General features: G+C 43.9%; 10 protein-coding genes and 1 pseudogene. 9 read left to right on the top strand and 2 right to left on the bottom strand.

Annotated features, from left to right (window positions below; translation table 11 throughout):
• Positions 1-38 precede the first annotated feature (38 nt).
• From IGI96_RS03765 to IGI96_RS03755, 3 genes are read left to right on the top strand one after another with little or no spacing between them, the layout of a single operon-like run.
• Positions 39-938, top strand: a complete 900-nt coding sequence (locus IGI96_RS03765; protein WP_086337916.1) for an ROK family protein — start codon at positions 39-41, stop codon at positions 936-938.
• Positions 935-3,205, top strand: coding sequence for an alpha-xylosidase (gene yicI / locus IGI96_RS03760; RefSeq protein WP_086337917.1), 2,271 nt, complete (start codon positions 935-937; stop codon positions 3,203-3,205). Before IGI96_RS03765 ends, yicI begins: the two co-directional genes overlap by 4 nt.
• Complete coding sequence (locus IGI96_RS03755; protein ID WP_086337918.1) at positions 3,206-4,669, top strand: glycoside hydrolase family 43 protein; 1,464 nt, start codon at positions 3,206-3,208, stop codon at positions 4,667-4,669.
• Positions 4,670-4,727: 58 nt separating this feature from the next.
• Here the strand turns inward: IGI96_RS03755 and IGI96_RS03750 are convergent.
• A pseudogene (locus IGI96_RS03750) lies at positions 4,728-6,513 on the bottom strand (sensor histidine kinase).
• A gap of 10 nt (positions 6,514-6,523) precedes the next feature.
• Complete coding sequence (locus tag IGI96_RS03745) at positions 6,524-7,129, bottom strand: DUF624 domain-containing protein (RefSeq protein WP_086337920.1); 606 nt, start codon at positions 7,127-7,129, stop codon at positions 6,524-6,526.
• A gap of 234 nt (positions 7,130-7,363) precedes the next feature.
• Here IGI96_RS03745 and IGI96_RS03740 point away from each other — a divergent pair, with 234 nt between their 5' ends.
• The 6 genes from IGI96_RS03740 (at position 7,364) to IGI96_RS03715 (ending at position 13,492) form a co-directional block, all read left to right on the top strand.
• Positions 7,364-8,305, top strand: coding sequence for an ABC transporter permease (locus IGI96_RS03740; RefSeq protein ID WP_015510289.1), 942 nt, complete (start codon positions 7,364-7,366; stop codon positions 8,303-8,305).
• Between the two features lie 12 nt (positions 8,306-8,317).
• Positions 8,318-9,025: a carbohydrate ABC transporter permease gene (locus IGI96_RS03735; RefSeq protein ID WP_438784830.1), complete on the top strand. Its 708-nt coding sequence runs from the start codon at positions 8,318-8,320 to the stop codon at positions 9,023-9,025.
• Between the two features lie 21 nt (positions 9,026-9,046).
• Positions 9,047-9,265: a hypothetical protein gene (locus IGI96_RS03730; protein ID WP_438784829.1), complete on the top strand. Its 219-nt coding sequence runs from the start codon at positions 9,047-9,049 to the stop codon at positions 9,263-9,265.
• Between the two features lie 30 nt (positions 9,266-9,295).
• Positions 9,296-11,032 carry an ABC transporter substrate-binding protein gene (locus IGI96_RS03725; protein ID WP_086337922.1) on the top strand — a complete coding sequence of 579 codons (1,737 nt, stop codon included), beginning with the start codon at positions 9,296-9,298 and terminating at the stop codon, positions 11,030-11,032.
• Between the two features lie 173 nt (positions 11,033-11,205).
• Complete coding sequence (locus IGI96_RS03720; RefSeq protein ID WP_086337923.1) at positions 11,206-12,672, top strand: alpha-L-fucosidase; 1,467 nt, start codon at positions 11,206-11,208, stop codon at positions 12,670-12,672.
• A gap of 10 nt (positions 12,673-12,682) precedes the next feature.
• Positions 12,683-13,492 (top strand): alpha/beta hydrolase, encoded by an 810-nt coding sequence (locus tag IGI96_RS03715; protein WP_086337924.1) that lies wholly within the window; start codon positions 12,683-12,685, stop codon positions 13,490-13,492.
• Positions 13,493-13,514: the final 22 nt, after the last annotated feature.

Raw genomic sequence — 13,514 nt, 5'->3', positions numbered from 1 at the left:
AATGAAACTGTAAGCGCTTTTCGAACGGAGGAGGAGAAATGACAGATGTACGCCTGTGCTTTGATGTAGGGGGGACCTATATCAAATTCGGGGTTTTTACCGAGAAGAATCAATGGCTGGACCGAGGCAAAATCAAAACCCCGAGTAATACGCGGGATGAATTTTTTGCTGCCTTAGCTGCCAAAATAAAAGAAGTCGAGCAAGTGCATGTCATCGAAGGGATCGGGCTGAGTTTTCCTGGTTTCATTGATTCAGTCAATGGCCGAGCGATCATGGCGGGGGCGTTGGCTCCTTTACACGGCTGTGCTGTTGTACAAGAGCTGCAGCAGCGTTTAAACAAGTCCTATCCGATCTGGATCGAAAATGATGCGAAATGTGCTGCTTTAGCAGAACTTTCTACCGGCAATGCTGCTGACGTACAAGATTTTGTCATGATCACACTAGGCACCGGTATTGGTGGCGCGCTCGTTCATCAGCGCCAGTTGATTCACGGACATGGGTTTCGGGCAGGAGAATTCGGAATGATGATCACTGATTTTCAAGCATCTTCTTTTGCGACCCTCCATGATCTAGCTTCAACGAGAGGACTGATTGCTGCCTATCGGCGGGCAAAAGCGATTCCTGAATCAGAGGAGATTTTAGGCGAAACCATCATGCAACATCGGTCGAGTGATCCTGAAACGCAGGAGATCCTGAAACAGTGGGCACGTTATGTCGCACTTGCGATTTACAACCTAGCTGTCACGATGAATCCCGAAAAAATACTGATCGGCGGCGGCATCAGCCAACACCCTGATCTATTAGCTATAATCAAACAAGCAATCAATGAGAACCCCCATTGGCCAGATTTCCAAGTGCCGATCGAGACTTGTCGTTACTATAATGATTCTGGTCTGTTAGGGGCGTTGACATTGATCCAACAAGGAGGAAAAAAATGAAATTTTCAGATGGCGGTTGGTTATTTCGTGAAGGATTTGATGTGAAATTTGCGGTGCATGTCTACGATGCCCGTAAAGAAGAAAACAAATTGGTTTTATATCTGCCTTATAGCTATGTCGGACATAATGGGGCAACGCTGGATGGCGGATTGTTAACGATGGAAGTCACTACCCCTAGAAGCAATATCATTGGGATCACCCTCTATAACTATAAAGGGGTCCAAGCCAAAGCCCCCGATTTTGAATTGATGACAGAAGCGATCACTCCTGATATTTCAGAAGACGAGCAATCATATGTTTTTCGCTCGGGAGACTTGCAAGTCGTAATCACCAAAGAGGAAAATGTGACAGCTTCGTTTTATTACAAAGAACAGCTGATTACCCAAAGCAAGCCTCGCAGCAAAGCCTTAGTGATCGATCCGCAAGCAAATACCCATATCAGCGAACAGTTGACCCTGGATGTGGGAGAAACGATCTATGGTTTAGGGGAACGCTTTACAAATTTCGTGAAGAACGGCCAGAGTGTTGATATCTGGAATGCCGACGGGGGCACTGGTACAGAGCAAGCTTATAAAAATATTCCTTTTTATGTAAGTAATAAAGGGTATGGCGTCTTTGTCAATTCACCAGATCGTGTGCAATTCGAAGTGGGGAGTGAAAAAGTTTCGCGTGTTCAATTCAGCAATCCAGGACAATCGCTGCAGTACTTTGTGATTGCCGGCGATGAGTTAAAACAAGTGATTCAGCGCTACACTGATTTGACGGGGAAACCGTCGCTGCCGCCTGCGTGGTCCTTTGGTTTGTGGCTAAGTACCTCGTTCTTGACGGATTATGATGAACAAACCGTGACGTCTTTTGTAGACGGTATGGCAGAACGTGATATCCCTCTTGAGGTCTTTCATTTTGACTGCTTATGGATGAAAGAATATGAGTGGTGCAACTTCACGTGGGACGAACGAACTTTCCCAGAACCTGAAAAAATGCTGCAGCGCTTGAAAGCCAAAGGATTGAAAATCTGTGTCTGGATCAATCCTTACATTGGGCAAAAATCACCCTTGTTTGATGAAGGGATGGCCAATGGCTACTTTTTGAAACGCGCCAATGGAGATGTCTGGCAATGGGACAAATGGCAAGCTGGTTTGGCGGTCGTCGACTTCACCAACCCTGAAGCGATCGCTTGGTACAACAGCAAGCTGCGTGCCTTATTAGACATGGGTGTGGATTGCTTCAAAACGGATTTTGGTGAACGGATTCCCACCGATGCGGTGTACTATGATGGCTCTGATCCAGAAAAAATGCACAATTATTACGCCTATCTATACAATAAGGTCGTCTTTGACTTGCTGAAAGAAGTCAAGGGAGCAGAAGAAGCCATCGTTTTTGCGCGGGCAGCTTCGGTTGGTTCACAACGCTTGCCTGTACACTGGGGCGGCGACAGTACCTCAGATTATCCATCGATGGCAGAGTCGCTGCGGGCAGGTCTGTCCTTTGGGTTAGGCGGCTTTGGGTATTGGAGCCACGATATCTCAGGGTTTGAAGCTGGCTCAACTCCAGACCTCTACAAGCGCTGGACACAATTTGGTCTGCTGTCTTCCCATAGCCGTTACCATGGCAGCTGGGAATACAAAGTGCCATGGGTCTATGACGACGAAGCCGTGGCGGTAGCTAAAGCCTTTACCAAGTTAAAACTGTCCTTGATGCCTTACTTGCAAGCCCAATCGGTGCTAACCGCTCAAACGGGGATTCCGATGATGCGGGCAATGGTCTTAGAGTTTCCTGAAGACGAGATGACCCATCATTTGGATCGCCAATACATGCTGGGGGAAAACCTTTTAGTGGCGCCCATTTTTAATGATCAAGGAACAGTCTCCTTTTACGTACCGAAAACGAAGGGGCATTGGATCGACTATTTATCTGGCAAAGCATACGAGGGCGGACGCTGGTACCAAGAAACCTATGACTATTTCCACTTGCCACTGTTAGTCCGACCAAATCAAGTCATTATCGAAGGCCATGAACAAACCAAAGCAGTCTATGACTATGCCCAACAGCCAACGATCCATCTTTTTGATCCGCAAGACAAGACCGCTGCCGCTATCTATGATCACCACGGTGAGTGGCTTGGCGAGGTCATTGTCGAAAGAGTCGATCAAGAACTGATCGTCAAGCTGACTGGCATCCAGCAAGCATCCTTGCAGATACACACGACTGCTGGAAAAACGAGCCATGAGCTGACGGCTGACCAAACCACGATAAAGGAGTTTTAGATGCCCATGCGAACCATCACGAATCCAATTTTACCTGGATTTCATCCAGATCCCAGTATTTGCCGTGTCGGTGAAGACTTTTATCTGGTGATGAGTACCTTTGAATATTTTCCTGGATTACCAATCTATCACAGTAAAAACTTGGCAGACTGGCAGCTGATTGGCCATGGACTTTCGCGACCTGAGCAGTTGCAGCTACCGACGAAAAATCCCAATGCTTTTGGTCTGTATGCCCCAACCTTGCGTTTCATCAAGGACCGCTTTTACCTCGTTTGTACTAACGTTGGCGCAAACGAAGGAGGAGAAGGCAACTTTCTGATTTGGACGGATGACATTGCTGGTGAATGGTCTGACCCGATTTGGCTGGACACCCCTGGGATCGACCCGACGATTTTCGTAGATGACGATGGGCAGACCTATTACTTAGGCACCCATAAGGAGATCTATCTGCGGACGATCGATTTGGCTTCTGGAGAACTAGGCCCGCGGCAAAATATTTGGACGGGCAGCGGAGCGGCTGATCCAGAAGGCCCCCACTTGTATAAAAAAGACGGCTATTACTACCTGTTGATCTCCGAAGGCGGAACGTCCTATGGGCATATGCTGACCATGGCCCGCAGCCGTTCCTTGACGGGACCCTATGAAGCATGCCCCAACAATCCAGTGATGACCAATCGCAGTACGAATCTGCCACTGCAAGCCGCAGGGCATGCGGATCTCGTGCAAGATACTAAAGGCAACTGGTGGGCAGTCTGTCTAGCAGTACGCCCCATCAGCTATCCTTTGAGGCATTTGTTAGGGCGGGAAACATGCCTGCTGCCAGTGGACTGGTCAAACCCATGGCCGGTGTTTGGCGAGGAAGGTCATCTACCAGAAACCATTCAGGTAGACACAGCAGCGGCACCAAAGGAAACACAAAAGAAGAGCAGCAAGCCTGATTACGTGACTTTATTCGAATGGGACCCGACGTTGATTGAAGAAGAGCCGCATGGCTTCTTGCTGCATCCTAATCAGACGGGTCTGTCTGATCAAGGCAAACTTGCGGCTGTGTTCCAACGGCAAACCGCCTTTGATCAACAATTTCAAGCAACCTTTGATTGTCGGCAACTAACGGATGGACAAGCGGGATTGACGGTTTTCTTAAATGCCACCCATCACTATGAGGGATACCTGGAAAAAACGGCGTCCAGTCAGCAGCTAGTTTTCCGCCGACAAATCGGCTCCCTATGGAAAGTGGAAAAGAAACTGCCTTATGCAGCAGATACAGTCACCTTGCAGCTGAGCGCCGATAAAGAAACTTATCGTTTTTCTGTTGTTGATGAGCAAGGACAAGCACAGCCTTTAGGCAGTGGAGAAACAAAATATCTGACTACTGAAGTTGGTGGTGTCTTTACTGGGATCATGGTAGGCTGCTATGCCAGCGCCTCTTCATCCCAACAAACCCTTCGTGTGCGGGATTTCTAATCAATCAAAAGCCCCCCTTCGATTTCTGAAACAGGAATCGAAGGGGGGCTTTGCTGTTTTAGTGAGGAGAAGATGAATCTTGGCTTAGATCGTGGATCCGCAAGGTGACTTGTGTGCCGCTGCCCAGCACACTCTCGATCGTCAAGCCGTATTCAGGTCCATAAAACATTTTGACCCGATGATTGACGTTGGCTAGCCCAATGTTCTTTTTGGCATGGGTGGAGGGCGTCTTGATTTTTTGCTGCAAGTGTTCGAGTTTTTTCTGGCGGTATCCCGCTGCCGTTGTCTTGTACCACGATCACCAGATCATGGCCGTCTTTGGTGATCGTCAAACGGACAAACCCTGGATAGGTGATGCCTTCCAAACCATGGGAGATGGCATTTTCCACCAATGGTTGAATCAGGAGGGGCAATATTTGGACTTCTTTTTGGTCGATCTCATTGGAGACTGAATAGGAAAAGTTGACTCGATCGCCAAAGCGCATCCGCTGGATCTTGACATACACGTGAACCGCATCTAAGGACTCTTCTAAACTCGTTCGCTTGGTTCCGTGGGCTTCTAGCGTATAGCGCATCGATTTTGCCAGTAACTTGATGGCATAAACGACGTCAGAATTGCCAGAAGTCAGCGCCATCATACGAATCGTTTCTAATGTATTGAACAAGAAGTGGGGGTTGATCTGCCCCGCTAAGATATTAAATTCCATTTGCTGCTGCTGAGTCAACAGCTCTTGCTGTGCCAAACGTGAACGGTAGATCTCTTCTTCTTTTTTCTTGATTCGTTGAATGATCTTGTGGAAATCAAGAGAGATCTGTGAAATCTCGTCTTCGCCGCTGATATTTTGAAAGAAATCATAATCCTCGATCGAGGCAAAGTAGACCGCCTGCTGCAGTTGAGAGATTCGTTTGGTAAAGAATCGAGCAAAGAGAAAGACGATGATGAAAGTAGTGATCAAAATCACCAAAACGATCGTGCTCCACCGGATCAGATTAGTGCGTAGATTGCGATAGGCATTTGTATCCGCACTATAAATCGTGATGATGTCTTCTTTGTTACTCATGGGTAAGGTGCTTTTTGCAATCAGAAAACGATCATCATTTTTCTTGAGGAAGGTATCTGCTGTACTTAGTTCAGAATCACTTGAAAAACGAATTGGTTCTCCGACTTGATTGATCGTATCACTGTAAAAGTTGACATCATCGTTCAGTTGCAATTCTAATTTATAGGAAGAATTACGAAGTCGGTTACTTAAATAATTGTAATCCACTTGAATGGCTAAAACAGCTCTTTCCTCAGAAAGCGGCAGGGGAAGATTTTTATATAAGGTGAGCCGATTCATTTCCCCCTCTTGTTCAGAGGTCATTAAAAAAGCATCCGGCTGTTTCATTGCTCGTTGGTACCAGAGGCTTTCTTTGATCGCATCATCCGCTTGGCGAAAGAACTTGTAATCTGGAATGGTCTCATTTGTAGTATAGATGGTCAAATCAGCAATCGAAGTTTGTAAACTTCGTATTTCATCGATACGTTCATACTCACTGATCGTATCAGCTGCTTCTTGTTCTTCTGAGAAAGAAGTTGTCAAAATCGTGCGTAAATGCGTATCATTAGAAAGCGTGCTGGCTGAGTTAGTCAAGGTATTAGTTGTATCAAACAAAATAGATTTGACACGCTGAGCATTCAGCTCTGTAAGATGCTGATAATTGCCAGTCAATTGTTTGGTAGAGTCCCAAACCAACATCAAACCGATAGTGACGGTCGAAAGAATAATAATCGGCAGATAGATAATAAACAACTGCCGACGAATAGAGAACTGGTTGAGGTGTTTTACAAAGGAATGTTTCATTCAATCATCCTCACGCTTGATATCTGGTGAAAATCTTTAATAAGAGAAAACAACTGCAGTAGATAACAAAAGCAATTCCGAAGAACAGAAAGAGTATTCTAAAAAACGGTACGAATAACCATAATGCACGGGTGATCACTAGTATTAATAGCAGCATCAGTGAACGCAGTGGTTCAACCAGCGGTAGCAGCATCGCATTTTTAATGGTTTGTTTGATCGACGTGTCATATCGACCGACCAATGCCAAGCTATAAATGAGCACGATCAAGAAATAACTGCCTAAAATCAAAGCAACTACGCCAACGATACCGCCAAAGAGTGTCTTGAGGGAAAACCAGAAGCTAATACTAAAAATCAAGATTACCAATGGTAGAAGCAAGACAAAAAATACGACAGTTGCTGGTTTCCAATTGCTTTTTAAGGCTCGGAAATAGTCAGGTATCAATTCGCCTCTTTCACCATCAGCATAGTTGAGACAGACTTCATATAGAGCGGATGTGGCCCAGCCAATGGTAATGACGGGCAAACATAATAAAAGATAAACAATATTTAAAAAAATGAAATGGATGAGTGTCGTCGTTACTTGATGAAACGTACTGTCTGGTTTGAACTTCATTAAGTGTTCCTCCTCGTTGATGTTATTTGTAGTTTACATGTAAATCAGTTATTTTGAAAGCCTTATCAAAATTGTTTTTTCATGTTAAATGCTGGTTTGATAAGGTTTCTGGACAAGCAGTTGTTTAGAATGTCTAAAATGTACGTATCAAAGTCCATTTTTGTCAGATGGCAAATAGAAGATGAGATGATAGGATAATTAAAGTAAAGCGTTTACAATGCGAGGGGGATGAAAATGGAGATTGGAAGAAATAAAGAACCGGTTATCAGCAAGAGAGCAAATCGAGAAGGAAAGATCATGTTCCTTTGCGTCTTGCCTTTTCTTTGCTTAGTATTTTTATTTGCTTATTTTCCTTTACACGGATGGATTTATTCATTGTTTGATTACAAGCCGGCGTTAGGATTATCAGGAAGTGAGTTTGTCGGATTAAAGTGGTTCCGCATGCTGATTTCAAGTGAAACGCAAGTCGCACAGATCGTGCAAGTCATGAAAAATACTTTTGCGATGAGCTTTTTGGGTATTGCTACATCGATTTTCCCTGTGGCTTTTGCAATTCTCTTAAATGAAGTCAAATGGAAGTGGTTTAAAAGTTTGGTGCAGACGTTGACTACATTGCCCAACTTTATTAGCTGGGTGTTGGTTTATACCATTGCTTTCAGTCTCTTTTCTACGACGGGCCTATTGAACACACTACTTGAAGAGTGGGGACTGATCACAGATCCAATCAAATTCTTAGACAGCGGCAATCATACGTGGCTGATGATGTGTTTATGGAACATCTGGAAAGGTTTGGGCTGGGGAGCAATTATGTACTTAGCGGCGATTGCTGGGATCGATCCTGAATTGTATGAAGCCGGGCGAATTGATGGCGCCAGCCGCTTCCAATTGATGCGTCATATCACGCTGCCAGCGTTGATGCCTACGTTTTTAGTCATGTTGATGTTGTCGATTGCTAATTTGCTTAATAACGGGATGGATCAGTACTTTGTATTCCAAAATGCCTTTAACAAAGAAACGATCCAGGTACTGGACCTCTATGTCTATAATATCGGTCTCGGCGGCAATAGCTTGTCATTAGCAACTGCCATCAGTATGTTGAAAAGCTTAGTCAGCGTCGCTCTTTTGGCAATCGTTAATATTGCATCAAAGAAAATCAGAGGGTCATCGATCATCTAAGGAGGGATAGTCATGGAATTATCAGAAAATCTCAATCGAAAACGAACCAAAAAGAAAACAAAAGAAGCGCGCAGCAAAGGCGATGCTGCATTTACGATTTTAAACTATACATTTTTTGTTTTGATCACGTTGATTTGCGCTTATCCCTTTTATTATCTAATCATTAATTCAATCAGCAACAACGAATTAAGTGCATTAGGCGATGTTCGGTTTGTACCAAAAGGGATTCATTTTGAAAATTATCGGCAAGTGTTTCAATTAAGCGGATTGACCGCTGCGGCCATCGTATCGGTTGCCCGAACAGTCATTGGTACGGCTTGTACAGTACTAGCTTCTGCTTTTCTCGGCTTCATGTTCACGCAAGAAAAAATGTGGAAAAGAAAATTTTGGTATCGCTTTATCATTATCAGCATGTACTTTAATGCAGGACTGATCCCAATGTTCATCACCATGAAAACCCTTGGCTTAACAAATAACTTTTGGGTCTATATTTTGCCGGCGATCGTTCAACCGTTTAATATCATTTTGGTGAAAACCTATATTGAATCGATTCCCAAATCGTTACAGGAAGCAGCTGAAATCGATGGAGCGAACATTCTGCAAGTTTTCTTCAAAGTCATTTTGCCGAACTGTATGCCGATCTTAGCAACTGTTGCGATTTTTTCGGCAGTCGCCCAGTGGAATTCATTCCAAGATACGTTGATCTATATCACCGATTAGAGCCTTTATTCACTGCAATATTTGCTGTATACCTATATCAATCAAGCTAATTCACTAGCCCAAATGGTCAAAAATTCTGGCGGTGCGTTATCTAGTGTGGCCTCAGCAGCCACGACACAAACACCGACATCGATTCGGATGACCGTTTCAGTGATCGTAGTGTTACCAATTATGTTTATTTATCCGCTTTTCCAACGATACTTCGTAAAAGGAATTATGCTAGGAGCGGTCAAAGGGTAGATAATAACAAAACAGGAAGGGGAAAAACAAATGAAAAGCAAAAAATGGTTGAAAAAAACAGCAATGGGTCTCGTATGCGGGGGAGCCTTGCTCGGGTTAGCTGCCTGCGGTTCATCGAATGAATCTTCGAATGAGAGTTCTAGTGATAACAGTGAAACACTAACGATCGATGTCTACAATAGCGTTGCTAATTATATGGGCATCCAAGGCGGATGGTTTGGTGAATTAGTTAAGGATAAGTTCAATATTGAGTTAAATATCATTGCGCCTAATGTCGCAGGTAACGGTGATACCTTGTATCAAACTCGTACCGCAGCCGGTGATTTAGGTGATTTGATCATAATCAATAATGGAAAAGAGTACAATGAATTGGTACAAGGCGGCTTACTGTATGAATCCTCCGAATTGTATGAATCGATGGAGAATTTAAAGCAGTATGATGGTGCTGTCCAATTTTTGAATGAAGGACAAGATGGAATTTATGGTTTTCCAACAGAAGTTTCCACTTCTGCTCCTGATACTTCTTCTGAAGGACTTGATTTGAACGTAGGGCCTTACTTGCGCTGGGATCTTTATAAGGAAGTCGGCTATCCAGAAATGAATACCTTGGAAGATCTGCTTCCAATCCTTCAACAAATGCAAGAAGCCAAAGGGACAACCGAAGATGGTAAACGCGTCTACAGCTTCTCTTTATTTAGCGATTGGGATGGTGATTCCATGTCAAATGCAGTTCAATTAGCCCAAATGTATGGCTACAATACAGTAGGTTATGCATTAGCGAGAGCTGATGGTAGTGATATACAAGGGCTGTTGGATGATGATTCAGAATATATGCGTGCGTTGAAGTTTTATTATGAAGCAAATCAAATGGGGCTAGTTGATCCTGAATCTACGACGCAAAATTATGACACTCTTTATTCAAAATTCCAAGGCGGCCAAGTTTTGTATTCGTGGTTCCCATGGTTAGGTCAATCTGCTTACAACACGACCAAAAATATGGATGAAGGTGTTGGGTTCATGCTAGCACCGATCAAGGATCAAAAAAATTATTCTGATGGTGCTAAAGTCAACGGTGGAAATCTTTTCATTGGCATCGGTTCAAATGCAGATGATCCCCAAAGGATTTCTGAATTTATCGATTGGCTATACTCCCCAGAAGGAATTATGGCGAATTCGTCTCAAACCGTCGGTGGTTCCGGTCCAGAAGGATTGACTTGGGAAGTCGGCGAAGATGGTGCGCCCGTATTAACAGATTTCGGGAAAGAAGCATTGATCGATGGCGATGCAGATGTACCAGAAGAATTTGGTGGTGGCAGTTATAAAGACGGCGGTTCAGCATTGAATTTCAACTCTGTCTTGCTGATCGATGAAAACCCAAATACGGGCTATCCTTATAATTTCAATCAATGGGATTCGTATGCAGAAGCCACTTCTAATGCATTGAAAGAAGACTGGTCGTCTCAAATGGGTGGTGCTTCAAGTGCTATCGAATTTTTACAAGAAAATGATCAAATCATGGTAGCACCAGGTGCTACATTTGTTACCCCAGAAGATAGCTCTGAAATTTCTACGCTACGAAGTCAGATCGGATCAACGATCAAAGAATTCTCATGGAAAATGGTCTTTGCTTCTAACGAAGAAGAATTTGAACAGTTAAAAGATGAAATGCAGAAAACCGCAATTGGTTTAGGTTATGAAGATGTCTTGGCTGTTGATAATGAAAATGCTGAGAATCAAAATAAAGCAAGAGAAGAGATTATGAAATAAATGACAGCGAATCTGTACGAACCTGTTGTTTAAATTGCATAAGAAGAAAGTCTGGCAGAAAACGAGTTGACGTTTTTTGCCTCTCTTTCTTTTTAGGTAAAACTAGATAACGATACTAGCTGTATGAAAAAAAAATAGCAGTGATCCGCTGCTTTTCACAAGGAGGATGATCCATGATCACGATCGAAAAAATCAAACAAGTCGCGCATCAAGGCCCCTTTTTCCCAAATTGGCAGTCATTGGGCGCTTTTGTTCTACCGGAATGGTTCCCCAAAGCAAAATTTGGGGTCTTCATTCATTGGGGATTGTACAGTGTTCCTGCATTTAACAACGAGTGGTACTCCAGAAATATGTACATCAAAGGCCATCCGGAATACGATCATCATATTGAAACCTATGGCCCACAAAAAAACTTTGGCTACAAAGACTTTATTCCCATGTTTACCGCAGAAAAATTTGATGTAAATGAATGGATTCGCTTGATCAAACAAGCCGGTGCCAATTATCTTTTTCCCGTTGCAGAACATCACGATGGGTTTCAGATGTATAAAAGCGAGCTGTCTGAATGGAATGCAACAGTTATGGGACCGAAAAAAGATATTCTTGGGGAATTAAAAGAAGCAGCTGAGGAACAAGACCTGCATTTTTGTACCTCATCTCATCGCGCCGAACATTGGTTTTTTATGGGACACGGTAAGGAATTCGACAGCGACATCAAGGAACCGTTAGAAAAAGGCGACTTTTATTGGCCTGCTATGCCAGAACCTGATAATCAAGATTTGTATAGCGAGCCATATCCCTCAAAAGAGTTTTTAGATGATTGGCTGTTGCGAACCTGTGAACTCGTCGACAACTATCAACCAGAGCTGCTGTATTTTGATTGGTGGATCCAACACGAAGCCTTCAAGGAGCACTTGCAACTTTTCGCTGCTTACTATTACAATCGTGGGGCTGAATGGGGCAAAAAAGTTGGTATCTGTTACAAACATGATGCCATGATGTTTGGTAGTGGTATTGTGGAGATCGAACGGGGAAAATTTGCCGAACCACAACCTTTTTACTGGCAAACAGATACAGCAATCGCTCGTAATTCATGGTGCTATACCACAACGTTGGATTACAAAACAACGCGTGAGATTTTACAGGATTTGATCGAAGTCGTCAGTAAAAACGGCAATCTCCTTTTGAATATCGGGCCGAAAGGGGATGGTTCGATCCCAGAAAAAGATCAAGCGATCTTAAAAGAAATCGGTGCGTGGCTGGATGTAAACGGTGAAGCCATTTATGAAGCGAAACCATGGCGCAAAGCTGGGGAAGGACCCACGACCGTTGTCTCAGGCCAATTTCAAGAGGCACAGGCGACGACATACACAAGCCAGGATTTCCGCTTTACGGTTCAGGGGGATTCGTTGTATGCTATTGGCATGGCAAGTCCTGAGAATGGACACGCAAGGATCCAAGCACTGGCCCAGTCTAAAGATCAAAATCTACCAGAATTTCACGGCATCATCCAAAACGTGACGATTCTAGGACACGAAGAACAGCCTATTGATTGGCAAGTGACCGATGAAGGCTTGCAACTAACTTTTGAACCAATTGAAACCGACCAACCAATTGTCTATAAAATTACAATGAAATGAGGCGCAACCCGTGATACATGAAAAAAGAACCGCACTTTTACCAGAAAGCCAAGCCAGTTTAACCACGTATGTCATGGAAAATTCTCCTGAAATGGAACCAGATCGTGTCCGACCGGCGGTCATCATCTGTCCTGGCGGCGGCTATGAAATGTTATCGGATCGTGAAGCGGAACCCATTGCCATCAAAATGATGAGCTTTGGTTTCCAAGCCTTTGTGTTGCATTATAGTATCAAACCGGCTGTCTATCCGTTAGCCTTAAAGGAATTGGCTGCTGCCGTTCGTCTTGTCCGCACCAATCATGAGGTCTGGCACGTCGATCCTGAAAAAATCATTGTTGCCGGTTTTTCAGCTGGTGGTCACTTAGCTGCTAATCTGGGTGTGTCTTGGCAGCAACCTTTTCTAGCAGAGGCTTTACAAGGAGCCAATGAAGAATGGCGGCCTAACGGGTTACTGTTGAGCTACCCAGTATTATCTAGTGGAGAACTTGGGCACCAAGATTCCTTCCGTTCATTATTAGCAGATCTTTACGAAACAGAAAAAGCCGCCTTGTCTTTAGAGACTTTAGTCAATGAACAGACACCACCAACGTTTCTTTGGCATACGTTAGAAGATGGATTAGTCTTGGCGGAAAACAGCCTCCTTTTTGCCGAACAGCTGCGCAAATTTAATATACCTTATGAGCTACACATTTTCCCTCGGGGCGGTCACGGGTTAAGTTTAGGAACGCCAGAAACCGCCAACAGCGATCAACACGGGATCGAAGCGTCGGTTGTCCGTTGGCCAGAATTATTTGCTGATTGGGTAAAATGGAATTTTTGAGAAACGTTTAATGATCGAAAGA

Source organism: Enterococcus sp. DIV0421 (genome assembly GCF_051713745.1).
Taxonomy (GTDB): Bacteria; Bacillota; Bacilli; order Lactobacillales; family Enterococcaceae; genus Enterococcus_D; species Enterococcus_D casseliflavus.
Note: the sequence above shows the minus strand (reverse complement) of the source record. Positions and strands in the feature narration are given on the sequence as shown.

Bases quoted from the DNA above. Each gene is read 5' to 3' on its own strand.
- IGI96_RS03755 (WP_086337918.1), top strand. From the start codon at position 3,206: ATGCCCATGCGAACCATCACGAATCCAATTTTACCTGGATTTCATCCA.
- IGI96_RS03740 (WP_015510289.1), top strand. From the start codon at position 7,364: ATGGAGATTGGAAGAAATAAAGAACCGGTTATCAGCAAGAGAGCAAAT.
- yicI (WP_086337917.1), top strand. From the start codon at position 935: ATGAAATTTTCAGATGGCGGTTGGTTATTTCGTGAAGGATTTGATGTG.
- IGI96_RS03765 (WP_086337916.1), top strand. From the start codon at position 39: ATGACAGATGTACGCCTGTGCTTTGATGTAGGGGGGACCTATATCAAA.
- IGI96_RS03735 (WP_438784830.1), top strand. From the start codon at position 8,318: ATGGAATTATCAGAAAATCTCAATCGAAAACGAACCAAAAAGAAAACA.
- IGI96_RS03745 (WP_086337920.1), bottom strand. From the start codon at position 7,129: ATGAAGTTCAAACCAGACAGTACGTTTCATCAAGTAACGACGACACTC.
- IGI96_RS03720 (WP_086337923.1), top strand. From the start codon at position 11,206: ATGATCACGATCGAAAAAATCAAACAAGTCGCGCATCAAGGCCCCTTT.
- IGI96_RS03725 (WP_086337922.1), top strand. From the start codon at position 9,296: ATGAAAAGCAAAAAATGGTTGAAAAAAACAGCAATGGGTCTCGTATGC.